The sequence below is a fragment of the Sulfolobus sp. E5-1-F genome, assembly GCF_009601705.1.
GTDB lineage: Archaea > Thermoproteota > Thermoprotei_A > Sulfolobales > Sulfolobaceae > Saccharolobus.
In genome coordinates this window covers 390537-415139 of record NZ_CP045687.1, presented here as the reverse complement: position 1 = coordinate 415139, position 24603 = coordinate 390537, and the positions used below count along the sequence as shown (strand labels likewise).

Sequence of the window (24603 nt, the reverse complement as noted above, 5' to 3'; positions counted from 1 at the left end):
TATTTAAGGCATATTCATCAAAGACTCATCCCTAATCATTATCATTTACTAATCTCATATCTTAAAAATCTGCCGATTTAACTTCATATTAATAACATCAAAACCACTAAAATTGATAATAAAAACTCTGATGAAAGTGGCATTAACCCATATAATACCGGTACTATGAGACCCATTACTGAACCAATATTCAAAGCTAAACCCATCCTCTTTGGATCTTCCCCTCTCATTGCAAGATATTTTGGCGTTATCCCTAAAATACCAAGACCTACACTAGTAAAAACAATTACAACCATGGGCAATAGAAGAAAAGTAATAATACAACTAAGTATTACAATAATTGAACTAATAACTAAAACCTTTCTAATTCCTACTTTCTCACTAATTATAGGTAAAAGCACATAGGTTGGAATTGATAATAAATAGGATGGAAGAATTAACCATGTAAGCTTTATTGCCTCCAAAAAGCTTGGCATGACTTGCAAAATGAAAGCTGGTGTTAACGCTGATATATAAATCAATATTGAGGAAAGCTTAGGGAAAGATACAGAACTTAAATCTCTTCTGAACTCCTTCTTATTCAATTCAAATAATGCTAACAGCATTATTGCAATTCCACTTATAGTAATTACATTCCAATTTTTAAGGAAGGAATAAGCTAGATAGCTAATCACCCAACCTATAGACCAACCAGCAGTTGTAAATCCTACTAATACATTTCTACCACTTCTTACTGCACTTTCTACGGCATAGCTCGTTAACAAACCAAATATTATCCCTACTAAAAATCTCACAAAAATTAATTCTCCTAAAAAGTTTTGAAGAATTACCAAAAAGCCAAGCAATGGAAAACAGTAAGGTATTACACTACTTTTGAATAACTGATATACGAAAGACCCTATTATCCTGCCCAGAAATGGTAAAGCGACTATTGCGAACACTTGCCAATACGCTAAATGCATAGAATCACTTAGCCAGTTTACAAAGAATGATGGATAAACTAATACAAATGTAGGAACGGCATACGAAATAATAGGTAACGTAAAGGATTTTACTTTATTGCCAAACAAAGACATTGCACTTTCAACTTAAGTTTAAAGAACAACTAAGCGAGAGACCACTCTAAAACTTTTTACGTAGCCAAAACTAGCTTTATCTAATTTTACATTTCTGTAGATTCTGAATTTAAACTAAAGTAGAGATAATAAACTGTCCTCACCAAGATAATGAAGCTTCCCCTAACGTATTTTAATCCAAATTAATAACATAAGCAATATTGAGTATTTGTCTAGACTCTCAATTTATTGAATTTCTCCTATGCTCATATATTTATGTAGGACAAATCTCTTTTTATATTACTTATACTTTAAAATAAATCAAAACCATAGAGTATCCCTTCATACTAACATAAGCTATTCTAACTCCAAAAGAAGAACTTCTTAACCTGGGTCTCGTACCCGAATTACATTTTAAAAGTTTGGAACATTTACCTCCTTCATAAACTCCCTCTCTCATATTCTATGGTAAAACTTTATACCTAGTTAATATAAAGTATTGGTGTGCGGGGGTGCCCGAGCCAGGGCAAAGGGGGCGGACTGAGGCTCCGCTGGCGAAGGCCTGCACGGGTTCAAATCCCGTCCCCCGCATAAAATTACTTCGTCGTAATTTTCTCATATAATCTGGTATTAAATATCTTCTGAATTTAATTTCCACTTATTTAAATTATAACTATAATCTTTATTGTAACGAAAGCCGTAATTTAGCAAATCTTGAGCATCAGTAGTTATTTTAAGTTCAAATCCGCTCACTTTATTTGGAAAACTATTATTCACTTATCATTCAGACTTTCTAGTCTTAACGTTTTCTAGCTTATTCTTTATGAGATATCTTTAAGAGAATATTGAAATTTCACTACTAAGCATTTCTAAAAATCAGATTCCGTCACTCCACTTAATACATAACTAGTTAAGAGTTCTATATTATTTAGATCTACTTTATATGATCCATAATAATTTTCATCAAAGAAAAATAAAAATACTTTATTTATCTTCACATTACTTTTAAGAGGCAAGGAATTAAAAAACTTTCTTAACATAACGTCATACTCGTTATTTTCTCTTATAACCATATTTACAACTAAAAAATTAGTATTCTCCTCACTATTCCACTCTCTTACATAATTTAGAGTAGTATCGACAGAAGAAAAATCCGAAACGAAAATATTGTAAATACGATCCCCCATGATAACAGAAAGCGTTCCATTAGATATCCCAGAATAAGTATCAATTATCACATACTCATAATTGCTAAACGAAATTTTACTGAAATCGTTACATGCAAATACGAAAATATTTTTTACATATGTTAACTCACAATTCTTAACTCCCAATACTCTTGAAATAGTATGAAGATTATCCATATCTAAAAGCAGTACCTTGTAGCCAGAACTAGAGATGGTTCTCGCTAATGCATAAGCTATAGAGGTTTTGCCAACGCCACCTTTGATACTCAAAACTCTGACAATATTGGTTGCCAATAATTCTCTACATAATACTACACATCTTATCTAATAATTTTTTCGCTTCAAACTTAAAACCATTAAAAAAACTATTTTATAATGCTTATGAATGTGATTGAGAAATTTGTTAAAGATATCGAAAAGGTAAACGACGATGAAGAAGTACGAATGCTCGAGAACCTATGGATGAGAAAAATAACTAATTTTCCAACTAATCTACAAGTTGTTGAAGAAGAGTATGGAGAAAAACTGCACCTATTTGTACTTAAAGGAGCTGAAGCCATCTTACTGCACAAGCCCACAAATATATTTTTATACATAACTAATCTGACGTCACTGGAACTAGAGACCTTGAGATATATTACAATAAAGAAGAAGGGGGAAGAGGCTGATGAAGACTTCGTAAGCTTAGCGTATGAATATATTAGCTTTAAGAATAAGGCAAAGATAGGAATAAGACAATAGTTACCTAAAGTTAAGTAACCGATTTATACTGCAGAGAACAACTTCATTTTATGAAAGCCCTAGTTTTCGACAAGAGTGGTTTAGAAAATCTCAAGGTAAAAGAAGTCCAAGAACCACAATTAGGTCCACATGACGTTTTGATAAGAGTAGTTAAATCTGGTTTAAACCCTATAGATTACTTCGTGATTAACGCAATTCCAGTTACTCCAATGCCCCATATACCCGGAGCGGAAGTAGCTGGAATAGTCGAAAAAGTAGGTGACCATGTAAAGGGAATAGCTAAGGGAGATAAGGTAGTGGTATATAACAGAGTTTTTGATGGGACTTGCGATTTATGCCTATCTGGAAGGGAGATGTTGTGTAGAAATGGAGGGATAATGAGCGTTATAACGAATGGTGGATGGTCAGAATATTTTTCGGTTCTAGATAAAAATGTTTTCAAAATTCCGGAAAATATAAGTTGGGATCTTGCAGCTAGTTTACCAGTAGCTGCTTTAACTTCGTACCACTCTCTAAAAGAATTAGAAGTAAGCCCAAACGATATTGTAGTAGTATTTGGTGCAAGCGGTAACACTGGTCTCTTTGCAGTTCAATTAGCTAAGAAGTTCGGATCCACGGTAATTGCTGTATCAAGAAAGAACTGGCTAAGGGAATTTGGAGCAGATTATGTAATAGGATATGATAATGTAGTGCAAAAGGTTAAAGAAATAACCAATGGGAAAATGGCTGATATAGTAATAAACTCCTTAGGCTCCTCTATGTGGGAACAAAGCTTACAAGTTCTAGGTGTAGGTGGCAAATTGGCATTCTTCGGAACTTTAACTGGAAGTGAAGTGAAAGTGAATCTTAGCCCCTTATATGGAAAGCATATAAAGGTACTTGGAACTACAGGTGGATCTAGAAAGGAGCTGGTGGAATTAATTAATCTATGTAGGGATTGCAAGATGAAGGTTCATAAAACTTACAAACTAGATGAAGGGGTAGAAGCTGTGAAAGAAATTATGAGCGAAAATAGAGATGGACGAATAATGCTACAAATATCATAAAATCGAAGTTGGCTCTCTTAAGAAGTCTAATATGTATCTTATGATATCATTTATCTCCTTAGGAGGTTCAATATCCTTGAAATGTCTTTGTGTGAGAGAAATATAAAAGGGAATGACAAATCTAGCAGATCTCTGCAGTATTTCGTCTCCTTTTATAAATTCCTCTAACCTACTTTCTTGACCTTTAAGAATTTTGTTTATAATCACCGCTATGATTTTTAGAAATTTAACACTACTTGGTAAAGAAATACCTAAGACATTCTCAGCATAGTTCTTTACAAACTCGTTTAACAGCACGGTATAGTTTAAATATCTTTTTATTGGAATTTCGTCTCCACTAAGAACAAGCACTGTGTTATATGCAAAGTTTCTAAAATTTTCCATAAATGCCTTCAACTCTATCTCAGTTGCGAAATCATGAGGTATAGATGAATGATCTACAATGACTATATCACTATCCTTTATCAATTTTCCATATAAGTATTTGAATGCATTAAAGTCAAGACCATTCAGATCATCCTCACTTAAAAACGACATATTTATTACCGAAAGATTATTTCTATTAATATAGAACACTTCGTTCCTTCCTTTTAGAAATGAGAAAATATTATTATTTATGTTATATATACGACTTATAGTTCCAGAAAATGTCTTATCTACAAGTGCTACATTATAATACTCAGTTAACTGTCTGGCCATATAATATGCTATAGTAGATTTTCCAGAACCACCTTTAAATCCGACAACGTTTATCCTTATCATCTATTTTTACTATCGTAAACAACCTTATAAATCTACTCTAGAAAATATTCTTGTCTCTTTACAATATATTATGTATATTCCGAGACTAAGTTCAATTTTGTACGATCACTAAACATAATTAAACCCAAGTATATATAATGACTAAGATTGAAAATCTTTGCATCTGATCTTATGTCTTCTATTTTATTGTAAATAAAATGATTTTCATATATATTTGACATATATAACTTAACAATATCTAGTTTATTAATGGAGTATTACATCCTTTAACAATACATGATAGTATAATGTTAAGTTTCTCGTTTTCATACTCAGTGCCTATAGGTTTATAGTTATACATTTTTTCGTCAAATGGAACAACTATCACATTGTTGAATAACTCTTTATTATTATAGTAGACTCCATTTGCAATTTCCATAGCTTCAGATAAGTCCTCTGGTATTGGTGGAACCATATTTATAGCCAATATCTTATATTTTATCACATTTTCCCATAATTTAGCATATTTTATAGTAGAATTCACTGATAACATATCAGTTATGAATACTCCTTTTTTCTCTGCATTTAGATTTTCTAGTAATGCAATTACAATATCATTATCTGGAAGTATACCCACTGAAGAATCTAAAATAATATAATTAAGTCCCATCTTAGCAATGGTGCTTGCAATATGAGGTATATTGTTATTCAATAAAGAATAATCCTTATTGGCATTTAAAGGGTTTGAAAAAAGTTTTAAAATTAAAAGATTATCAATATTTTTCAAACTTCTTGAAAATATTGGTAAATTGTTTTCGATCTCCTCAAGAAGTCCAAGATCATTATGTCCCAATATTAAGGATCCAAAGGAAAAATAATCATGATCAATATACAATACTTTTTTACCGGTTGAGGATAGCCGATTAGCAAAATAAAGAGAGAAGGTTGTTTTACCTATACCGCCTTTTACTCCAAGTACATAAATGACTTCCATATTTCTAAACCTCATAAAACTTCTCTGTAGCAAAATAAAAATTTTATGGAGTATTTCTTTTTTCAGAATCTCATATTAGTCATGCGGAGCTTTCTAGCTCTCAATCTATCTATGTTCTTATTATATATCTTGCTAAATTTAATTTATATTTACTTAAACTTAATTATTCATCAATAATTCTCGTTATTATTACTACTGCTTGACTTAAGATACTTTATATATTTCTCTATGGCATCCCTAATGAAATCACTCCTACGTTCATAGCCTAATTTCTTCACAATTTCATCGACTGTATTCAAAAAGTTCTCTTCCAGTTTGAATGTTATAACAACCGATCGTTCATCTTCTAGTATATAAGTGGTATCATTAACTTTCACTATCTTTTCCACAAATTACCGCCTATAGATATTACTAGTTATAGGTTATAAATCTTCATGATTACTTGTGATACACGATCTCAAGAATATATTAAAAATAAATTAAATATAGTTATTCTACAACTAGAAACCTATATTAACTGTCATTAATTATTCTTGTAATTTTAACAGATCTTTGAATGAGCATGAACAACAATTTCATGCATTTAAAATATTTGCATTTATTATCACTCTCCTATCCACTAAATACACTTGAGTGTAAAGAATGTTGTAGATTAGGAAGAAGGTAGAGAGCCAACTCTTTAACCTATTTGAACTCCGAGGGAAATGGAGGTCCATCGAGGAGAGCCTATTCAATGTCCTTGCTCAGCATAATCCCTCCTACCAAACCCTCTTGTGCTTAACATTAAACCAGTCAAAGGCATTATAAGCTGGTAAACCATCATGCAATTAAATCACTCGATCAACCCTCTTAAAGTACTTACCAGCAATCTCATCAATCCCCCTCATGTTAACTATTAATACGTGAAAACCACTCCTCAAGCTAGTGACCATGAAGAAAGGAATAGCCTTAGTTACAACATCCCTAATAATCCAAACGTAATAATAATTACCCCCTAACGCAAACAACCTTAGTCTCGTCAATAGCGTAAAGACCACTCAAGGACACAACATACTTAACCCTACCAAGCCTCTTGTAATAGTAAAGCAAGGTGGAGTGTGGTAATGTAGTCCTCCAAGAGGATAAGCCAGCTAGATAACTCGCTAAGCCTAACGCGATCTCCTCCCTAACGTGAAATCTAGGCTTAAGATTAATATTATACTCCATAGGATTAAAATAACTTGGTCTAGACGGGGATATTCCATCTATTAGGCATGTGCTCACCAATAAAAATCCCGTGCTCACCCAAAAAGGTATTACGCTAAATAAAAGGATTTATTTTCATAACAAAAGCAACTTATACGATTAATTTCAAATTAATTAAATTGTTGACCACACTCATTCCAAACATCAATTCTTAGTTATTGCTCCATATACGGCTATAACTATAACACCAATAAGAAGGCAAAAATACGAATAATCCCCCAATAATATCGACAAAATAGCCTTCTTGTCAGAATAAAAAAGAGAAGCCAATATTAGCTCCACTATACCAGTTAAAATTAAAGCCCTTCCAAGATTATATATTTTCATTTTTTATTCATCCTCTCAAATATAATATAAAATGAAACTACTAGTACAATCGTAAGAAGAAATGTCTCATATTCTTCTATATTATTATTACTTCTTTGATGACCCAGTATATATGAAGGAATTGATTTGTAGACCCCTGGCCCTAGGGGAATTGTAGCTCCAATTAGAGTTACATTAATTCCATGTCCTATATAATGTACCACTATGCCATTATATACATCAACATAGATCGTAAAATTCCGTATATTAACAATCGTGGTGTTTAATCCATTAAACTGAGTGACTATACTTTGTTGTGTTTCGTTTGGTACATAAATAAGGAAAATTGGATAGGCTACGATATATGATAATGTAATGTTATGACTTATCTCTGTCATGTTTATAATAGCAAAATTATCGCTCACATTAAGTATAGTAACTAACATAAGATAATGAGTATAATTTCCTGTTACTAAATATAGAAGACTAACATTAACTAACTCCATATATAACCATCACCTATCTCATTGTTAAATAAGCGAATATACTCAATAATGAGGTGAAGACCAACATATATAACCATAAAATGCCAAGTTCACGAATTGGTTCATCGCCATCATAATATATTATTATGGGTGAAGATAATGCGAAGAAAACCATAAGTTTCACTAAGGCTGATTCATAACTTATACTAAAAGTCATTTTTAATAATAATCTTAGAAATAAATTATTTTTTATTTTAATTAGGCTAGGTACCTTATACGCCATTTTCCTTCCCTCATTAGTTAGCACAATACATTGAGTATTCTTTCCTAACAAGTTCTTCTTGTTCACTTTTTTAAAAATCTTCTTTTTTATAAATAATTCTAGATAGTACTTAAGCGTCTGTTTTGATATTCCCAATTCTTTATACGCTTTGTCTACAGGTAAAATGTCATTATTAAGCAGAGATATCTTTATCAATTCTAACAAATAGAAGTTTTGCGAAGGATTTTCTATATTTACTAATGCCTTATTGTTATAATCAACATCATTTTGACTAGGTATTGTATGAGATGTAAAGGAATTGAGTTTATTTAATACTTGCTTTCCCTTATCAGATAAATCGTAAACGTCATACTTAACCTTAATAATCAGTTCCTTCTCTATCAGTTTCCTTATAGCATCAATTACCGCCTTTTTGCTGTTACTAGTACCCTCTGCTATTTCTGAAACAGATGAAGGCCCCTTAGAATTTATGAAAAATAAAATATCCCACTGTAATTTAGCTCTAGCAAAATCTACTATAGAATCTAGCTCCCTCAAGATATCAAACATATTATAAGACATCTCATTAATTATTTAGCCAATGGATCTATTTAAGTGTTGATTATAATTAGCCAAACCATATTATCTCTACTAAGTAAGAATGCGTTCATTAACTAGATCTATTACCTTTAATCATGTCTATTAAGTAATCAACACCTTCATATTTACTTAATACTAATACTTTAGAAGAATTTAGTTTCAAGATTAGATGATTATCGCTTATAACTACAGTATTGTCTTTAATTGATGACGGGAAATAAGCCAACGTAAAATCACCTTGAATTACATTATATTTGTTCCTGATAATAGCTGCGAAATCTCTTCCATAGACTTTTTCTACGTATTTATAAAATGATTTTAAATCTTTTATTTCTGGTATTCTAGACTTAACAATCAAGTATGTCGAAAACAAAACAATAGGAACGAGGAGAACATAAAGCCTAGATACTGCAGTCATAATCACTAAAAAAGAGATAATACCAACTAATAATAACTGGTATATTTCCCTCATCATTAATAAATCTCGAAGGGAAAATAAAAATCTTACTATGATAGCATAGGAACGCTATTAATACTCATATAAATACCCCATAATATTAAACCTAAGAGTAATAATACCGAAACACTTTGCCTATCAATATTTCTTATGGCATAAGCAGCGGGAATAAAAAGAGGTAAGTCAATAATTAAATTGGTAGCCGGGGACAAAAAGATAATACCAAATACCGAGATTGAATAGACAAAATTCAGAACGCCTTCTTTAACATACTTATTTCCAAATGATGATAACAAAAAGTATAGCAAAGCATTATTTGATCCCCAACTTACCACAGCTATTTGGTATACAAGTTGATTATAGTTTAATAGTCCCATAGGTACTGGGAAAACACCACTTAAAATTAAAAAGAATCCAATAGCTATAAAGGGAATTGAAAAGGACAAATAGGTTAGCGTATAGTTGTCTGGTCTAGATTTACGTATAATTGATTTAAGGATATAGTATAGAGATATAGCGGCTGATAATTGAGCCCAAGCGTATATGTGAGAGAACATTGATAGTAAAGAAAAAAGTATTGCTAAACCTAATTTTTCCCTTTTGATAAGATATGACATTGAGATATACATTAGTGAAATTGAAAATAAGTTAGCTTCCAGACCAGAATATAGAAAGGTAATTAGCATAGGAGATACTGAAGCCAATAAGGCAGATAAAGAAGCTATAGATTTATCCAAAGCTGAGGCTAGCTTATATGCAGAATATACATAGAAGACAGAAAGAAATACAAATTCATAATATGCTACTGTATACGGCTTAAAAATAAGTGATAATATATATAAAAGCATTAAATACAAAGGCCTGGAGTAAAAGAACCACCCACTGAAGGTAGGTGTTAAGAGCCATGAGTAATAATACTTAAAATCAACAGTTTCTGGAAATTTATAAGGATTTACAAAAGGAAAGTAAGGGATTAGAGAAATAAGTAGTACTACAATAAATGGGATTAAGGGACTAATTAATAGTTGACTCTTACTACTTAAATCTCTTTTATAAATGGAGAATATTACTCCACCAAACCATATAAATGGAATCACCATAGGCGCTCCCGCTTCTAAAATCATTAGAGGAAAAGAAAAGTAAGTATTAACGCCCAATAGTATACGTAGAATGAGCCATGATAACATGGATGCATCTATTACTAGGAATATAATACTAACTGTCCGGTCAACTTTCCTTAGCTCATGTAAAATAAATATAGAGATTATAAGAGGAGTTAATGATACAGAGAGGAAAGACAATAGAGATAATGGAACTAGAAAAACATATCTCTTATAATTGTAAAGAGTCATTAATGATGATGAGAATATCGTGAGAAGTACTGAAACAATTTTAGATTCAAAAATAGGATAATACGTAACACGATGTATAGTTATATACAAGCCAGTCCCTATGGAGTAGGCAAAAAATAAGAGAACTACAGAAATCCACGGAATGAAGTTATTTTTATCTAACCTTATCATACCTTTCCACCATAACTTTTAGAATGAAGAATAACAAAATAGTTAATAAAACTCCTAAAATTAGAACCCTTATATTAGAATCAAAAATGGAGATCTTGGCTAGTTTATAAAGACTAGGGAATTTACTGTTATCAATTCCAGGATAGTTAGCAGCTACAAGATAACGAATGGAGTTATTGCTAACCTTTTTCAGAATTAACCCGTTATATGCTACTATTATACTCCCATTGTAGCTTTCATAAGCAAGAATCTTTTTTCCATTTAAGCTATAATATGTAGATAGTCCAGTTATATTTGAAAAAATTTGTTGAGGCTCCAAAGATACATTATAACTAAGAATTGAATGGGAATCAGGATTTATTACATACATTGTTACTAACTTTAGTGATAAATTAGATATAAAAACATAAATAATATAATATGTAATATTATCATGTATAACCTTGTATTCCAGAAATATGGGATTCATTAAATATTACTTGCTAACAGTTACTTAAAAAATAGCTAAAGTCATATCGACTTGTAGTCGAAAATCAGAGAGAGGTTTTTAAAAGTGTTCTGAGAAACGCATTTCAGCAAGTGACCAAAAAATGAACCCCAAAAAAATGTTAAAGGAATACAACAAAAAAGTGAAAAGGAAAGGATTAGCGGGATTAGACACTGCAATAATATTAATAGCATTCATAATAACTGCATCAGTATTAGCTTACGTGGCTATAAATATGGGATTATTTGTGACACAGAAAGCCAAATCCACTATAAATAAAGGAGAGGAGACGGCGTCAACAGCATTAACACTATCCGGCTCCGTCCTATATGCTGTCAACTATCCATCAAATACTAGAAGCTACTGGATATACTTTACAGTATCTCCAAGTTCTGGAGTTTCTAGCGTGGAATTATCGCCCACTACTACAGCCATCTCGTTTATTGCATCTGCAGAAGGAGTGGCGTATTCAAATATATATAACTACACCTTATTAACAGTATCCCCATCTGAACTAGCGAATGCCGTATACGCGAATGGGCAGTACTTAGATCTCGTAAATCAGCAGACAAGTGCAGGTCAAACATATGTATATTATCCTAATCCTTACTATGCGTTACTAGCACTTAACTACACACTATATCATAGTATAAAAACACCATCACCAATATTTATTACTACATCCGAATCTGCCCCTACCAATTACCCATGGTTAAAGAATGACAATAGTTTCACTTTCACTCTCAACATAAGCGGCCAACTAATTACTTACTATGTGTTTGTTAATCAGACATTCGCATTTACATATCCAGTGGCAGGAGATCCATTAATAGGGAGTGCTATCGCCCCCGCCGGATCAGTAATAGGAGTAATGCTTTTGTTTGGACCAGATCTAGGAAGTTATGTATTTCAATATCAGACAATAACAATACAAATTACACCCAATATAGGATCTTCTCTCACAATATCTGAATATGTATACCAGCCAGAGGGTAGTATATCAGTAATAGGGTGAGATTAAAGTGCTAAAAAAGGTAATAAAAAGGTATCTTTTTTTCCCATTTGTAGCATTCATGAGGTGAGGGATGATAAACATAAACTTACCTGAATTGCAACAACTAATGGAGTCTCCACTATTTATTTTACTGATTAGCGTAAGCATACCTTTAGCAGCATTCTTTATATCCTTTTTTAAGATAGTATTACCAAGAATAACTAGGCCTAAAAATATACAAACAACACAAACTACTACTACACAAAATCAGCAACAACAAGGAGTTACGAGTAACTCTACCAAGGAGATTGAAGAACTCCTTAAGAACCTAATAGGTAGAATGGATAAATATCAAAGTGATCTAGTAAATGTTCTAAATACATCTATGGAAGATTTAAAGCAGACCTTACAGAAATTAAATTCTTCAATTGAAGATGCCGTTTTATCTCTAAAATCTGCCCAAGCTGACTCTTCATCCCCTTTCAATATCATATCGGAGCAGTCTAAAGGCGAACAGAAACCAGAAGGTAACAAAGAATTAAAGGCTGTAGCGGAAATTGTTGGAACATCCAACATAGATTTGAGCACTTTTATCAGAAATTGTGTATTACTAGAAATTTTGGATTATAATGATTCTAAGTTGACAGCTTTATACGAATTAGGTTATATTTCTGCTGATGATATGTTTATCGTAAATAAGGTGCAATCTTATATTAGGACTAATAATGGTAAGATAAGAGCAAAAGATTTAGCCAATATTGCTATGAATGTAGCTGAAAGTTACTCCTCTGTAACTGCAGAAATGAAAAAGTATCTATTAGTTTTAGAGGTGGGGAAGAATGGCTAGTGAAGTTATTAGCGAGACAATAATGTTAATCGTAGCAGTCACATTAGTAGGAGTACTTGCAGGATCGGTTTTTTCTGTAGTTTCATCAATATCCACTAACATGGTATCGTATAGTATGTTACAATCGCAAAGATTAGTTACTGATCTTCAAATAGATTATGCTACAAATGTCAGTTCTACAACTGTAATAGTATACTTACATAATATAGGAGAATCAACAATTTTTAACTTGAAAAATAGTGTATTGTACTTCGGTCCACAAGGAGATCTACAACAGATTGGATATAACGCTAGTACATTACCCTATTGGGTTGTTAATACTAATACATTATATCCAGGATCTGTAGCTAAAATTATCATCTATTTATCCTCACCTTTGTCTACTACACAATATTATACGATCCAACTGGTTACCCCTAATGGCTACTCGGTAAGCTATACATTCGAGGCGAGTTAGGTATGGGAGTTTCACAAGTAGTAGCATACGTGCTATTGTTTTTCATTACAATTTCACTAGGATTGATTGCTTTAGGAGCGTATATCAAAAGTCAGCAACTCTTATTACGTGCAGAGGATGTGAGACAAAGTATGGAACTAGATCAACTTAATACTAGAATATTTGTAAAGAGTGTAGTGGTAAATGGTAATCTATTATATATAACAATAACTAATAATGGATCTACCGTATTATATGATTTTAAGGATTTTACAATAATTATTAAATATTATGCAAACATAAGTAACATATCTACTCTTATAATTTCTAATTACAACTACTCTACAATCTTAGGCCCATATAAATGGATCTCAAATACTGTTTTAATAAACCCAAACATGGTAGGTACCTTTATAGCTGATTTACCGTACTCACCATATCCTAATACTGAGGCCACTATAGTTGTTGTGACCAATTATGGCCCAAAAGCAATATGGAGGGGTATACTGTGATAATAAAAACTGGAAATGAGGATTTAGATAGAAGATTATCAGGATTACCGTTTCCAGCACTAATCATGATTGAGGGAGATCATGGAACCGGTAAAAGTGTTCTATCTGCACAATTTTGTTATGGACTACTAATAGGCGGAAAGAAGGGTTATGTAATAACTACAGAACAAACTAGTAAAGACTATTTGAAAAAGATGAAAGATGTAAAGATTAATCTAATACCGTTTTTCTTAAAAGGTATCCTGGGAATTGCTCCGTTAAATACGAATAGATTTAATTGGAATTCAAAATTAGCAAATAGGATACTTGAAGTCATCATAGACTTCATAAAAAAGAGGAAGAACATGGACTTCGTTATTATTGATAGTTTGTCAATAGTAGCCACATTCGCAGAAATAAAGCAAATTTTACAATTTATGAAAGATGCTAGAGTATTAGTTGATCTAGGAAAGCTTATATTATTTACTATCCACCCAGATGTGTTTAGTGAGGAACTAAAGAGTAGAATCACAAGCATAGTTGACGTTTATTTCAAACTTTCTGCAACTAGCATAGGGGGAAGAAGAATAAAGGTTCTAGAAAGAATTAAAACAATCGGTGGAATACAAGGAGGTGACGCTATTTCATTCGATATAGACCCAGCTCTCGGAATTAAAGTCGTACCACTGTCACTATCGAGGGCTTAACTATGAGTTTCATTGAAGATTACTTATCTAAGTTTCAGGAAAAACCAGTAATGATTGACGACCCAAATAGACTGAAAGGTAGTAAGAATTACAATATAATTTACAAGGTAGATAAATATATTTACATCCATGTTCAAAGTACAAAGGCAGAAGACGGCTATAACCAATATACAGTAATTGAACCGCCGAGACCGAAACCTAAAGAAATGGAAGAAATAGAAGAGAAATTTGCAAAAACCGTTGGTGACTCTGAACCGCCACCTACTATTGAAGAAAAGGAAATATTTATGAGAAAAGTTTTAGATAAAATACTAAACAAGGTAAAAATATCTGTGCCAAAAGAATACGCAATATATCACTTTATAAGAGATAAGTTATATTCAGGGATATTAGAACCGTTAATTAGAGATCCATATATCGAGGATATGTCGATTCCCGGCTTAGGTCATATTTACATTGTGCATAAGGTATTCGGTCCTATGAGGACATCATTATTGATCGAGAATGAAGAGGAACTGGATACTCTAATTATTACTTTAAGTGAGAAAACATATAGACCAGTGTCTCATAACAGACCAATAATTGATGCAAGCTTGCCAGATGGATCAAGAGTGAATTTCGTTTATGGAATTGATATAAGTAGAAGAGGTTCTAATTTGACTATAAGAAAATTCAGTAAAATACCGATTAGTATAACTCAGTTGATCTCATTCGGTACCTTATCTCCACTTCTAGCAGCATATATATGGATGATGTTAGACGAAGGAATGAACTTGTTCGTTTGCGGAGAGACTGCATCCGGAAAAACAACTACACTTAACGCAATTACCACTTTTATCCCTCCCAATTTAAAAATAGTAACAATAGAAGATACTCCTGAACTTACGGTACCTCATTCAAATTGGGTAGCAGAAGTAACTAGAGAAACAGGTGGTGAGGGAAGCGTAAAACTATTCGACTTACTTAAAGCCGCTTTAAGGCAAAGACCTAACTACATTCTGGTCGGAGAGATTAGAGATAGGGAAGGTAATGTCGCATTCCAAGCAATGCAGACTGGACATTCAGTAATGGCAACGTTTCATGCGGCGAATATAAGAACACTTGTACAGAGGCTTACTGGTTATCCTATAGAAGTACCTAAAAGTTATATTAATAACCTTAATATAGCACTATTTCAGACTGCATTGTATGACAAAAAGGGTAATATGATAAGAAGAGTAGTGGAGGTTGATGAGATAATAGATATAGACCCCGTTACTAATGACGTAGTCTATATACCAGCATTTACTTATGATCCTACAGAAGATAAGATAATTTTCGCCGGAAGAGGAGCTTCATACCTTATAGAAAATAAGGTTGCAGTTAGAAGAGGAATAGAACGTAGAAATATAGGAATTCTTTATGATGAATTAAATTTAAGGGCGGAATTTCTAAAAATACTTATAAGTAAAAAAATTTTTAATTATTTTGAAGTTTGGAATCAAATATTAAGAGCTAGACAAGTTGGCATAGAAGAGATGATAAAATATGCTAAGAATATTTAATGTAAGAAATGAAGTAGACTCTAAATATATTTTTATGCTAGCTTTTATGCTTGCGTTATTTTCCTCAGGAGTTCCACCAGAAATCGTTATATTGCATTTAAGTAAGGAAGACTCGTTTAAACCATATACCAAAGTGTTCAAAAAAATAAGAAATTTAGTTTCTGAGTATAGATATAAATTCTCATCTGCAATAACCTACAGCATTAAGAACCTCAACATTAGATACTTGAAAGAATTCTTAATACGATTATCACAAGCAGTAACTTTTGGTGATGACATGATAGAGTACTTGTCAAGAGAAATCGATTTTACATTATCTGAATACAATGCCTATTCTGCTAGGTTAATAGAATCAATGAATAATTTTCTTACAATTTATGCTACATTAAATAGCTCCCTTACCTTTTTAGTAGCTGACATCACAATTTTATCCTTAATTTATAGTGGAGGAACAACCCTAATAACTCAGCTTACTATCTTATCCTTAGCACTTCTAGGAAATTTAACATTAGTTATGTATCTATTATATAGACCAGAAAATTACATTAGGTACAACATTATAGATAAACTCCTTCTGACATTCGCAATATCTCTTTCAATAATATTTTCAGTAATATATACTTCATATATAGTTTTAATTGGAAGTGGTATAGCTCTATTAGGAATTGGTCTTAGATATAGATTATATGAAAATAAAATCTATAGAATAGAAAGATATTTCTTACTCTTTATAAGGTACTTTTCGAGAAATTATGCAATAGTAAGTAATTTAAAAGAGTCTCTGATGGCTGTATTAAGGGGGGATTTAGGAGACGTGAAGCCTTTAGTCAGAAGAGCGCTAAATAGATTAAACTTCGGAATTAATAAAGAAAAAATATTTACATTGATAGGAGACGAAAGTGGAAGCATATTAGTGAGCATGTTAAGCAAAGTATTATTTGAAACGATAAGTATGGGAGGGAATGTTATGATAATTGGAGAGATTTTAAGTAAGATAGGTGATTCAATTTTGAATATAAGATCTAGAAAAGAGCAAAATGGAAGAGCTTTTGAAACATCAATATATGCATTACAAACAGCTTCAGCAGGGGTATCTGCTGCATTAATATCAATAGTAAATATGCTAAATAATATATTTTCAACCCAGAACGTATCTACGGTATTTAGTTTCTCAGAAGTTAATATAGACGTTATATCACGAATATTTCTAATTATATTATTAATATTGAGTTTCGCTAATGGAATAGCTATAACATTGGCATATGGCAAATCACTTCATGTCAGTCTATATTTTATAGGAATACTAATAATATTAAGCTCAATAAGTTATTATGTAGTTCTCATACTAACTGGAAACATATTTAAGGAATTAACTTCACCGTCAGGTTTACTACAAACAACGTGACGAATCGGTATTAACCATATCATATATTTACCTAAAATTACTTTAATAGTACCGAATATTACGCAAGTTATATTTTATAATAAGCATATGACATAATAGTTATGTTGTAATTAGAGAGTTATATATTTTGCAATGAGAGTTATTTAATTTCAGATGGACACCTGATAAAGAGACACTTTAAAATCAATTTGTTCAGGCATATTTTCACGATAACGTGACGTATAAACCACTTTGGTTATAACAGAAACTATACAGAATTATAAACATCGCACTTACATCTATCCTTTGCATTCTTTAATGAACCTTTCTTCTAAAAACCAACCCTCTTTGGGATACGTTATATTCAATATTCTCTAACCCAAGGAGTATTGATCTCACAACAACTGAATTTAGCAATACATTAGCCGGTGTTAGATCTGGCTTTAACTTGACCACAATCTCCTCAACTGTAAGCTCACTATTTGATAGTAGATCTAAGATTTTTCCAATCAACTTTTGAGCATAAGTGATATTACTCTCTAAAATTGAGACCATTTTATTTTTATTAGTGTACACTGGACCATGACTTATTACTATGTTATCAACAGTCTTTACTAAATCTTTAACTTTATCCAGTGACTCTAATGCAGCCCAGAAATCAGTATAAAATGGAACTGAGAAACCCTCTAGCACTTTCTCGCCAAAAAATGCATCTCCTGCGTATAGAATATTATCAACCATGTATCCACTATGGCCTGGTGTATGCCCTGGCAATTTTACTACTTCAATTTCCGAATTTCGAACTTCCTCATTTAAGGAGTCTAGGTTTTCTTTAACGTAGTCAAATACAAAGATTTCGGAATCCTTTGAACTACATTCATAAATCATAGCTCTTCTTCCCATTAGAGTTAATGACCAATAGTCCTCCTTAGGAAGATATCTTATTTTAGCATCCCTTTTCAATAAACCAGCTATGTGATCAGCGTGACCATGTGTCGCTAATTGAACTTCTGCGTTTATATCTAGGGAGGAGTTCTTTCCTCCTAGATCTATCACAACTCTATTATCATAAATCAACGTATTTGGACTACCAGTTACAACTATAACGTTCTTTGTGAGTTTCACAGTTGGCATAACTTGACTAACGAAATTTGTGATATTTAACTTTTCGCAAAAGATTAATACATGTGTTTGTATATTAATTAAATATGTCAACTTTAAAACCTATGATACTAGGGAATGTAAAAAGGACACTTCTAGGACTTGGAGTTAGAAAATTACCTCTGATTGCGGGACACAAGTTGCTATATACGTGTAACTTAAGATGCAAAATGTGTCCTTTTTGGAGAAGGAAAGATGAAAAATTACTATCTTTGGAAGAAGAGGTTTTGATGTTAAAATCACTAGAAAGAGCAGGAGTCCTTTTCATGGGATTCGAGGGTGGAGAACCACTGCTGAGAAGAGATTTAGAGCAAATTCTGGAAGAGTCTTACACGAGATTCTATACTTCATTGGTTACAAACGGATGGTTACTTAAAGATAGGGCTAAAAGTATAGGTGAATACCTAGATTACTTATTTGTCTCCATAGATGGAATAGGCTATGTGCATGATAAAATTAGGGGAATCTCGGGTGCATTTGAAAGGGCTGTTGAAGGTATAAAGGAAGCTAGGAAATATATACCAGTGGCAATTAGCTTTACAATAACCAATGAAAATATGGATCAAGTTAAGGATGTAATTGAACTTGCACGTAAACTTAATGTTAATATTAGTATACAAGTTGAATACGATTACTCTACAGCTGAGAAATTAAGTCCAGATAAGAGGAAACTTTACGATATACTAAGGCTAATAATTGAGCTAAAAAAGAGGGGTTATCCCATAGTGGAATCTATAGATTACTTTGAGGCAATAATTAAATCTTGGTATTATGAAATACCATGGAAATGTAAACCCTGGTTAACCATCAATATTGACCCACAAGGTAGAATAGTCCTCCCTTGCTACGTGTTAAATGAGTATAGTGGAACTGAGAAAGTCTGGGAGGTTAATATAGTAAAATTATGGAATACTTATCCTTGGGAGAAATATGAAAATTGTAACGCATGTGCTCTTGCTTGTTACTTAGAACCTTCTCTGTTTAGCTGGTCAAATGGAAAAATGGTAAAAGAGAAAATAATAGACAACATGGCAAGTTATCTTTATAACACTATTCCTGTTAGATTTTTATTATCAAGATAAGCAATATATATATTAAAAATGTTCTGCTATAGATTAGTACTAGTAGATGATAGGTACTTCATGTACATTTACGATGGAGATAAGATAATTGGATTGATACCATTAGACAAAAACCAGTCCACTTCTATGACTAAAGTAAAAGAGTACGAGGAAAGATTCGGATGGAAACGGTGCAATAATTAACTTAATAATATCAGAAGCTTTACGTTCTATGATTGAGATCAGAGACCCACTAGAAGTCTGGCTTAATTGGTGTCAAAAATGTTCTTAAATACATTAACAAGCTCCATTGTATTGAAACTGATTTTTATTAAAGATATCTAGATATGTACGTAGATCAAATCCCTCATATTATGAATACGGACAAAAAACCATGATATATACGGTATAAATTAATAAAGTATTTAGTATTATCTACGTTATACACATTTGTACTTTATAAATCTCCGTTCGTTATCACCTTATTATCACCTTAGTGTAATATATAGGATTAATAATATAAATAACTGGAACTTCTATTGGCTATATCGACAAGAGTAGCAACTACTAATTATAGTTTATCAGAATTGAACTAGGTTATTACTATTCAATTTTCTCTTTTATTATTATAGTATATGTCACTTATTAGCACGATAAGGATTGAGTTCTAATGTTAACTGGTATTATAACAGCCTTAACTTAAGATGTGCAATATTATCTGGTAGATCATAAACGAGTTATAAACGCATATATTAACAATCCTTAAATACTAGATGAAAGAAATGAATATGTGGATAGACAATCCAATACTGCAATAATGCTAATAGGCCATGGTTCAAGAAGAGAGACGTATAATAATGATATTGAAGGTATGATAAATTACTTAAAAGATAAGATTTCAATACCCATATATTTAACTTACAATGAATTCGCCAAACCTGATTGGAGATCATTATTAAATGAGATCATTAAAGAAGGGTATAGGAGGGTAATAATAGGGTTAGTGTTTTTAGGAAGAGGAAATCACGTCTTTAGAGATATAATGGGCGAGTTAGGAATTCAAAAATTAAACAGTTGGGAATTAGGTAAGGTAAGTGGAAAGGAAGTAGAATTGTACGTTACTGAGCCACTTTCATCATCACCCTTAATTGGATTGGCACTGTATTATAGATTGGCAAGAGCACTAGACGTTTTACCAACTCTCGAATATATAGAGGATCCTTACGAAATCGAAGAGAGAAGTATGAACTATATTCTATCAAATTTGGACGTTAAAGATGAGAGGGAAAAAAGAGTAATAGGCAAAGCCATTTTCGCATCTGGAAACCCAGAAATAGCGAGATATTTAAAGGTAACTAACTTAGATATGGGAATTGAGGCAATAAGGGCTGGAAGTGAAATTGTAACTGATGTGAAAATGGTAGCTGTAGGTATTAGATGGAAAAAGGTTACTTGTATGATAGATGACGAAAGGACAAAGGAACTATCGAAGACGTTAGGAATAACTAGAGCTGCAGCTGCTATGAGATTATCAGTCGGACAAGGTGGTAAGGTAGTTGTCATAGGAAACGCTCCCACTGCACTTATCGAGACGATTAAATTAATTAAACAAGGAGTTGATATACCATTTATCGTAGCAACGCCACCAGGCTTCACCAACGCTGAGGAGTCCAAGAAAGCATTAGTTGAGAGTAAAATTCCATCTGTAGTGTTAACGGGAACTTACGGTGGGAGCGGTATAGCAGTGGCAATTATTAATGAAATTATCAAAATGGCAATGGAGGGATGAAATTGGGGAAATTATATATTGTTGGAATCGGACCGGGATCAAAAGATCAAAGAACTATAAGGGCACAAGAAGTTTTGGAAAAGTCAAACGTAATAATTGGATATAATACGTACTTAAGGTTAATATCTGACGTCCTAGATGGCAAAAAGGAAGTAATAGGGGCTAGAATGAAAGAGGAAGTATTTAGGGCTAATACTGCAATAGAAAAAGCCTTAGATTCCAACAATACAGTTGCCTTAGTATCTAGTGGCGATCCTCAAGTCTATGGAATGGCAGGTTTGGTTTTTGACTTGATCGCCAGAAGAAAATTGGATTTAGACGTTGAAGTAATACCTGGAGTAACTGCTGCGCTGGCAGCTGCTGCAAGATTGGGAAGTCCTCTTTCTCTCGACTTCGTCGTAATAAGCTTAAGTGATCTGTTAATACCACGAGAGGAAATTTTACATAAAGTAACTAAGGCTGCAGAGGGTGATTTCGTAATAGTATTTTATAATTTAATTAATGAGAATTTATTAATTGAAGTTATGGATATAGTTTCAAAATATAGGAAGCCAAATACCCCAGTAGGGTTAGTTAAGAGTGCATATAGGAATAATGAGAACATAGTAATCACAACCTTATCATCATGGAAAGAGCATATGAATGAAATAGGTATGACTACTACGATGATAATAGGAAACTCGCTTACATATAGCTATAAAAACTACATGATAACGCCAAGAGGTTACGAGAGGAAATATGAACTATGATAATAAACTCTTTGAAAAGATTTGGAATAACCACTGGAGCAGCAGCTTCTGCAGCCGCAAAGGCAGCCGTTATAGGATTACTTAATAAAGAGAAAAGAAGCACGGTAGTAATACCCACGCCTATAGGATTAAGACTTGAAATACCAGTGGAAAAAGTTGAGATACAGAATGAAATTGCATGTGCGGAAGTTAAGAAATTTTCTGGAGATAATCCAGATATACTAGATGGATTAGTAATTAGATGTTGCGTTAAATTAAATGAGAATAATGAAATCGTTATAGTTGGAGGAAAGGGGGTTGGTAAAGTTACCAGAAGTGGATTAAAGGCAACTATGGGGGAGATGGCTATAAGTCCTACTGTAAAGGATATGATAATTAACGCAATAAGGGAAGTTACAGATAAAGGAATACAGATATTAATTGAGGTACCAAATGGAGAAAGCCTTGCTGAAAATACCTTAAATAAAATGGTTGGAATAGTAGGTGGAATCTCAATACTAGGTACTACGGGTATTGAGACGCCAATTAGCGATGAGGATTACTTAGAGCATATTAAATGTGAGCTTAACGTAATTAAGCAGTCTTATGACTTCGTAGTAATTGCCCCAGGAAATTCTGCAGCAAAGTACGCATCAGAGTTATTTGACAGTACCAGTATTATAAAAGTAGGGGATAGGATAGGAGATTCGATAAAGTTAGCGAGTAGTCTTTTCAAGAAGATAATACTAGCTGGATTACCTGCAAAACTTCTTAAAGTATATGCAGGTATTTTCAACACTCATTATTCACAAGGTGACGCTAGACTGGAGTCATTAACTCACGCTTCAGTTCTAGCAGGACTTCCCTATGATGTTCTAATTAAAATATCAAACGCTTTATCAGTTGAAGAGGCTTTCACGTATATGACAAAGGAGCAGAGGAGAAAGGTAATGAAAATTGTAGCGGAGAAAATATTGAGTAGGATAAAAAGTTTTAATGATGATATAAACTTTTGCGTAATTATTTTCGATTACGATGGAGAATCTTTAAGTAGGGTGGGATGTTAAATGGAATGGAACTACATTGTACCGGGAATTCCGGATAACTTCTTTGAGAGAGATGAGGAAATACCAATGACTAAAGAGGAGATAAGAGCTTTGGCTTTATCCAAATTGAGGATAAGAAAAGGTGATACAGTCTTAGATATTGGATGTGGCACGGGAAGCGTTACTGTAGAGGCTTCATTACTAGTTGGAAGTGATGGGAAAGTTTACGGTATAGATAAAGAAGAGAAAGCAATTAACTTAACTAGACGAAATGCTGAAAAATTCGGAGTCTTAAACAATATAGTTCTCATTAAAGGTGAAGCACCAGAGGTATTGTTTATGATTAATGAGAAGTTTGATAGGATTTTTATTGGAGGTGGGTCAGAGAAAATTAAGGAAATTGTATCAGCCTCATGGGGAATGATAAAGAAGGGTGGAAGGATTGTTATTGATGCTATACTATTAGAAACTGTAAATAATGCCGTATCTGCAATGGAGAACATTGGATTCACTAATATAGAGATAACAGAAGTAATCATTGCAAAAGGTATGAAAACCAAGGTAGGTACTGCAATGCTAGCGAGAAATCCAATATTTATAATTTCTGGTGAAAAACAATGAAACTTTACGTGATTGGTTTAGGACCCGGTGATGAAGAGTTAATTACTATAAAAGGAGCTAAAATCCTTAAGGAAGTTAAAACTATCTTCGTTCCATACTCCACTGGAACCAATAGAAGTATTGCAGAGAACATAGTTAAGAAATATGCTAACAGCAATTCAAAGATAGTTCTATTAGGCTTTCCCATGGCAAAGGACGTTAATGAAAATGAGTTGAAAAAGATAGGAGAGAAGATCTGTAATGAAAGTGAAGGGGACACTGCTTTTGTCACCTTAGGTGATCCCACGTTATATAGCACATTCTTTAGGATAAAAGATAAATTGCCATGTAATATTAACGTAGAAATTATTCCCGGCGTTTCTTCCATAACTGCATGTGCCTCGAAAGCCATGATATCTTTAGCGAATTCTGATGATTCAATAAGTATAATACCAGCTTCAAGACTAGATTCTATTGAAAAAGCTAGCGAAATATTCGAGACTATAGTAGTACTTAAAGCTAATGAAAACATTAAGGAAATAACTCAAGTACTTTCTAAAAAATATGACTTAATTTATGCTAGAAGATGTTTTATGAATGAGGAGAAGTTAGTTAATATGGAAAAAGAGATTATTAATGAAAAGGATTATTTTTCGATGATAATAGCTTTGAGAAAGAAAAGGTGA

At 32.6% G+C, this 24603-nt stretch carries 28 protein-coding genes, 1 tRNA gene and 1 pseudogene; 17 read left to right on the top strand and 13 right to left on the bottom strand.

Annotation, left to right across the window (positions count from 1 at the left end; genetic code table 11):
- Positions 1-83: 83 nt before the first annotated feature.
- A complete protein-coding gene (locus GFS03_RS02235) occupies positions 84-1070 on the bottom strand; it encodes a transporter (protein ID WP_153422308.1) in 987 nt (328 codons plus the stop codon).
- Between the two features lie 491 nt (positions 1071-1561).
- On the opposite strand from GFS03_RS02235, the gene GFS03_RS02230 reads away from it, so the two are divergent.
- A tRNA-Leu gene (locus GFS03_RS02230) sits at positions 1562-1646 on the top strand.
- Positions 1647-1924: 278 nt separating this feature from the next.
- On the opposite strand, the gene GFS03_RS02225 is transcribed toward GFS03_RS02230, so the two are convergent.
- The gene (locus tag GFS03_RS02225; protein ID WP_153422307.1) at positions 1925-2536 is read right to left on the bottom strand and encodes a ParA family protein; all 612 of its coding nucleotides are present in this window, start codon (positions 2534-2536) and stop codon (positions 1925-1927) included.
- Between the two features lie 81 nt (positions 2537-2617).
- Between GFS03_RS02225 and GFS03_RS02220 the strand changes: the two genes are divergently transcribed.
- Entirely contained in the window at positions 2618-2983 is a 366-nt protein-coding gene (locus GFS03_RS02220; protein WP_153422306.1) for a hypothetical protein, read from the top strand.
- 50 nt (positions 2984-3033) lie between these two features.
- Positions 3034-4029, top strand: a complete 996-nt coding sequence (locus tag GFS03_RS02215; protein ID WP_153422305.1) for a zinc-binding dehydrogenase — start codon at positions 3034-3036, stop codon at positions 4027-4029.
- Here GFS03_RS02215 and GFS03_RS02210 read toward each other — a convergent pair.
- The 10 genes and pseudogenes from GFS03_RS02210 to GFS03_RS02165 form a co-directional block, all read right to left on the bottom strand.
- Positions 4024-4791: a ParA family protein gene (locus GFS03_RS02210; RefSeq protein WP_153422304.1), complete on the bottom strand. Its 768-nt coding sequence runs from the start codon at positions 4789-4791 to the stop codon at positions 4024-4026. The two genes, GFS03_RS02215 and GFS03_RS02210, sit on opposite strands and share 6 nt — an antisense overlap.
- 238 nt (positions 4792-5029) lie before the next feature.
- Positions 5030-5764: a ParA family protein gene (locus tag GFS03_RS02205; protein ID WP_153422303.1), complete on the bottom strand. Its 735-nt coding sequence runs from the start codon at positions 5762-5764 to the stop codon at positions 5030-5032.
- 170 nt (positions 5765-5934) lie between these two features.
- Positions 5935-6153, bottom strand: coding sequence for a ribbon-helix-helix domain-containing protein (locus GFS03_RS02200; RefSeq protein WP_153422302.1), 219 nt, complete (start codon positions 6151-6153; stop codon positions 5935-5937).
- 186 nt (positions 6154-6339) lie between these two features.
- Positions 6340-6970, bottom strand: a pseudogene (locus tag GFS03_RS02195) (IS6 family transposase).
- Between the two features lie 183 nt (positions 6971-7153).
- On the bottom strand, positions 7154-7336 hold the full coding sequence (locus GFS03_RS02190) for a hypothetical protein (RefSeq protein ID WP_153422301.1): 183 nt from the start codon (positions 7334-7336) through the stop codon (positions 7154-7156).
- Entirely contained in the window at positions 7333-7821 is a 489-nt protein-coding gene (locus tag GFS03_RS02185; RefSeq protein WP_153422300.1) for a hypothetical protein, read from the bottom strand. Before GFS03_RS02185 ends, GFS03_RS02190 begins: the two co-directional genes overlap by 4 nt.
- A gap of 13 nt (positions 7822-7834) precedes the next feature.
- Positions 7835-8644, bottom strand: coding sequence for an HTH-type transcriptional activator ArnR (arnR, locus tag GFS03_RS02180; RefSeq protein WP_153422299.1), 810 nt, complete (start codon positions 8642-8644; stop codon positions 7835-7837).
- Positions 8645-8732: 88 nt separating this feature from the next.
- Entirely contained in the window at positions 8733-9176 is a 444-nt protein-coding gene (locus tag GFS03_RS02175; protein ID WP_153422298.1) for a hypothetical protein, read from the bottom strand.
- Positions 9170-10642, bottom strand: coding sequence for a hypothetical protein (locus GFS03_RS02170; RefSeq protein ID WP_153422297.1), 1473 nt, complete (start codon positions 10640-10642; stop codon positions 9170-9172). Before GFS03_RS02170 ends, GFS03_RS02175 begins: the two co-directional genes overlap by 7 nt.
- Positions 10626-11111 (bottom strand): hypothetical protein, encoded by a 486-nt coding sequence (locus GFS03_RS02165; RefSeq protein WP_153422296.1) that lies wholly within the window; start codon positions 11109-11111, stop codon positions 10626-10628. The genes GFS03_RS02170 and GFS03_RS02165 overlap by 17 nt, the downstream gene beginning before the upstream one ends.
- A 136-nt stretch (positions 11112-11247) precedes the next feature.
- Here GFS03_RS02165 and GFS03_RS02160 point away from each other — a divergent pair, with 136 nt between their 5' ends.
- From GFS03_RS02160 to GFS03_RS02130, 7 genes are all read left to right on the top strand, one after another.
- Positions 11248-12144 (top strand): archaellin/type IV pilin N-terminal domain-containing protein, encoded by an 897-nt coding sequence (locus GFS03_RS02160; RefSeq protein WP_274596255.1) that lies wholly within the window; start codon positions 11248-11250, stop codon positions 12142-12144.
- 70 nt (positions 12145-12214) lie between these two features.
- Positions 12215-12970 carry a hypothetical protein gene (locus GFS03_RS02155; protein WP_153422294.1) on the top strand — a complete coding sequence of 252 codons (756 nt, stop codon included), beginning with the start codon at positions 12215-12217 and terminating at the stop codon, positions 12968-12970.
- A complete protein-coding gene (locus GFS03_RS02150; protein WP_153422293.1) occupies positions 12963-13427 on the top strand; it encodes a flagellar biosynthesis protein FlaG in 465 nt (154 codons plus the stop codon). The genes GFS03_RS02155 and GFS03_RS02150 overlap by 8 nt, the downstream gene beginning before the upstream one ends.
- Before the next feature lie 2 nt (positions 13428-13429).
- On the top strand, positions 13430-13918 hold the full coding sequence (locus tag GFS03_RS02145) for a flagellar protein F (RefSeq protein WP_153422292.1): 489 nt from the start codon (positions 13430-13432) through the stop codon (positions 13916-13918).
- Positions 13900-14604, top strand: coding sequence for an ATPase domain-containing protein (locus GFS03_RS02140; RefSeq protein WP_153422291.1), 705 nt, complete (start codon positions 13900-13902; stop codon positions 14602-14604). The genes GFS03_RS02145 and GFS03_RS02140 overlap by 19 nt, the downstream gene beginning before the upstream one ends.
- 2 nt (positions 14605-14606) lie before the next feature.
- Positions 14607-16148: a type II/IV secretion system ATPase subunit gene (locus tag GFS03_RS02135; RefSeq protein ID WP_153422290.1), complete on the top strand. Its 1542-nt coding sequence runs from the start codon at positions 14607-14609 to the stop codon at positions 16146-16148.
- Entirely contained in the window at positions 16132-17553 is a 1422-nt protein-coding gene (locus tag GFS03_RS02130; RefSeq protein WP_153422289.1) for a type II secretion system F family protein, read from the top strand. The genes GFS03_RS02135 and GFS03_RS02130 overlap by 17 nt, the downstream gene beginning before the upstream one ends.
- A gap of 294 nt (positions 17554-17847) precedes the next feature.
- Here GFS03_RS02130 and GFS03_RS02125 read toward each other — a convergent pair whose 3' ends face one another.
- Positions 17848-18666, bottom strand: a complete 819-nt coding sequence (locus tag GFS03_RS02125) for an MBL fold metallo-hydrolase (RefSeq protein ID WP_153422288.1) — start codon at positions 18664-18666, stop codon at positions 17848-17850.
- 74 nt (positions 18667-18740) lie between these two features.
- On the opposite strand from GFS03_RS02125, the gene GFS03_RS02120 reads away from it, so the two are divergent.
- From GFS03_RS02120 to GFS03_RS02095, 7 genes are all read left to right on the top strand, one after another.
- Positions 18741-19775 carry a PTO1314 family radical SAM protein gene (locus tag GFS03_RS02120; RefSeq protein WP_153422287.1) on the top strand — a complete coding sequence of 345 codons (1035 nt, stop codon included), beginning with the start codon at positions 18741-18743 and terminating at the stop codon, positions 19773-19775.
- Between the two features lie 18 nt (positions 19776-19793).
- Positions 19794-19958 (top strand): hypothetical protein, encoded by a 165-nt coding sequence (locus GFS03_RS13315; protein ID WP_167738474.1) that lies wholly within the window; start codon positions 19794-19796, stop codon positions 19956-19958.
- A gap of 586 nt (positions 19959-20544) precedes the next feature.
- Entirely contained in the window at positions 20545-21543 is a 999-nt protein-coding gene (locus GFS03_RS02115) for a precorrin-8X methylmutase (protein ID WP_153422286.1), read from the top strand.
- Positions 21540-22292 carry a precorrin-3B C(17)-methyltransferase gene (locus GFS03_RS02110; RefSeq protein WP_153422285.1) on the top strand — a complete coding sequence of 251 codons (753 nt, stop codon included), beginning with the start codon at positions 21540-21542 and terminating at the stop codon, positions 22290-22292. Before GFS03_RS02115 ends, GFS03_RS02110 begins: the two co-directional genes overlap by 4 nt.
- Complete coding sequence (cbiD, locus tag GFS03_RS02105; protein ID WP_153422284.1) at positions 22289-23338, top strand: cobalt-precorrin-5B (C(1))-methyltransferase CbiD; 1050 nt, start codon at positions 22289-22291, stop codon at positions 23336-23338. The genes GFS03_RS02110 and cbiD overlap by 4 nt, the downstream gene beginning before the upstream one ends.
- On the top strand, positions 23339-23938 hold the full coding sequence (cbiT, locus tag GFS03_RS02100) for a precorrin-6Y C5,15-methyltransferase (decarboxylating) subunit CbiT (protein WP_153422283.1): 600 nt from the start codon (positions 23339-23341) through the stop codon (positions 23936-23938).
- A complete protein-coding gene (locus tag GFS03_RS02095; RefSeq protein ID WP_153422282.1) occupies positions 23935-24603 on the top strand; it encodes a cobalt-factor II C(20)-methyltransferase in 669 nt (222 codons plus the stop codon). The genes cbiT and GFS03_RS02095 overlap by 4 nt, the downstream gene beginning before the upstream one ends.

Bases quoted from the DNA above. Each gene is read 5' to 3' on its own strand.
- GFS03_RS02220 (WP_153422306.1), top strand. From the start codon at position 2,618: ATGCTTATGAATGTGATTGAGAAATTTGTTAAAGATATCGAAAAGGTA.
- GFS03_RS02215 (WP_153422305.1), top strand. From the start codon at position 3,034: ATGAAAGCCCTAGTTTTCGACAAGAGTGGTTTAGAAAATCTCAAGGTA.
- GFS03_RS02210 (WP_153422304.1), bottom strand. From the start codon at position 4,791: ATGATAAGGATAAACGTTGTCGGATTTAAAGGTGGTTCTGGAAAATCT.
- GFS03_RS02205 (WP_153422303.1), bottom strand. From the start codon at position 5,764: ATGGAAGTCATTTATGTACTTGGAGTAAAAGGCGGTATAGGTAAAACA.
- GFS03_RS02190 (WP_153422301.1), bottom strand. From the start codon at position 7,336: ATGAAAATATATAATCTTGGAAGGGCTTTAATTTTAACTGGTATAGTG.
- GFS03_RS02185 (WP_153422300.1), bottom strand. From the start codon at position 7,821: ATGGAGTTAGTTAATGTTAGTCTTCTATATTTAGTAACAGGAAATTAT.
- arnR (WP_153422299.1), bottom strand. From the start codon at position 8,644: ATGTCTTATAATATGTTTGATATCTTGAGGGAGCTAGATTCTATAGTA.
- GFS03_RS02170 (WP_153422297.1), bottom strand. From the start codon at position 10,642: ATGATAAGGTTAGATAAAAATAACTTCATTCCGTGGATTTCTGTAGTT.
- GFS03_RS02165 (WP_153422296.1), bottom strand. From the start codon at position 11,111: ATGAATCCCATATTTCTGGAATACAAGGTTATACATGATAATATTACA.
- GFS03_RS02160 (WP_274596255.1), top strand. From the start codon at position 11,248: ATGTTAAAGGAATACAACAAAAAAGTGAAAAGGAAAGGATTAGCGGGA.
- GFS03_RS02155 (WP_153422294.1), top strand. From the start codon at position 12,215: ATGATAAACATAAACTTACCTGAATTGCAACAACTAATGGAGTCTCCA.
- GFS03_RS02150 (WP_153422293.1), top strand. From the start codon at position 12,963: ATGGCTAGTGAAGTTATTAGCGAGACAATAATGTTAATCGTAGCAGTC.
- GFS03_RS02145 (WP_153422292.1), top strand. From the start codon at position 13,430: ATGGGAGTTTCACAAGTAGTAGCATACGTGCTATTGTTTTTCATTACA.
- GFS03_RS02140 (WP_153422291.1), top strand. From the start codon at position 13,900: ATGGAGGGGTATACTGTGATAATAAAAACTGGAAATGAGGATTTAGAT.
- GFS03_RS02135 (WP_153422290.1), top strand. From the start codon at position 14,607: ATGAGTTTCATTGAAGATTACTTATCTAAGTTTCAGGAAAAACCAGTA.
- GFS03_RS02130 (WP_153422289.1), top strand. From the start codon at position 16,132: ATGCTAAGAATATTTAATGTAAGAAATGAAGTAGACTCTAAATATATT.
- GFS03_RS02125 (WP_153422288.1), bottom strand. From the start codon at position 18,666: ATGCCAACTGTGAAACTCACAAAGAACGTTATAGTTGTAACTGGTAGT.
- GFS03_RS02120 (WP_153422287.1), top strand. From the start codon at position 18,741: ATGTCAACTTTAAAACCTATGATACTAGGGAATGTAAAAAGGACACTT.
- GFS03_RS13315 (WP_167738474.1), top strand. From the start codon at position 19,794: ATGTTCTGCTATAGATTAGTACTAGTAGATGATAGGTACTTCATGTAC.
- GFS03_RS02110 (WP_153422285.1), top strand. From the start codon at position 21,540: ATGAAATTGGGGAAATTATATATTGTTGGAATCGGACCGGGATCAAAA.
- cbiD (WP_153422284.1), top strand. From the start codon at position 22,289: ATGATAATAAACTCTTTGAAAAGATTTGGAATAACCACTGGAGCAGCA.
- cbiT (WP_153422283.1), top strand. From the start codon at position 23,339: ATGGAATGGAACTACATTGTACCGGGAATTCCGGATAACTTCTTTGAG.
- GFS03_RS02095 (WP_153422282.1), top strand. From the start codon at position 23,935: ATGAAACTTTACGTGATTGGTTTAGGACCCGGTGATGAAGAGTTAATT.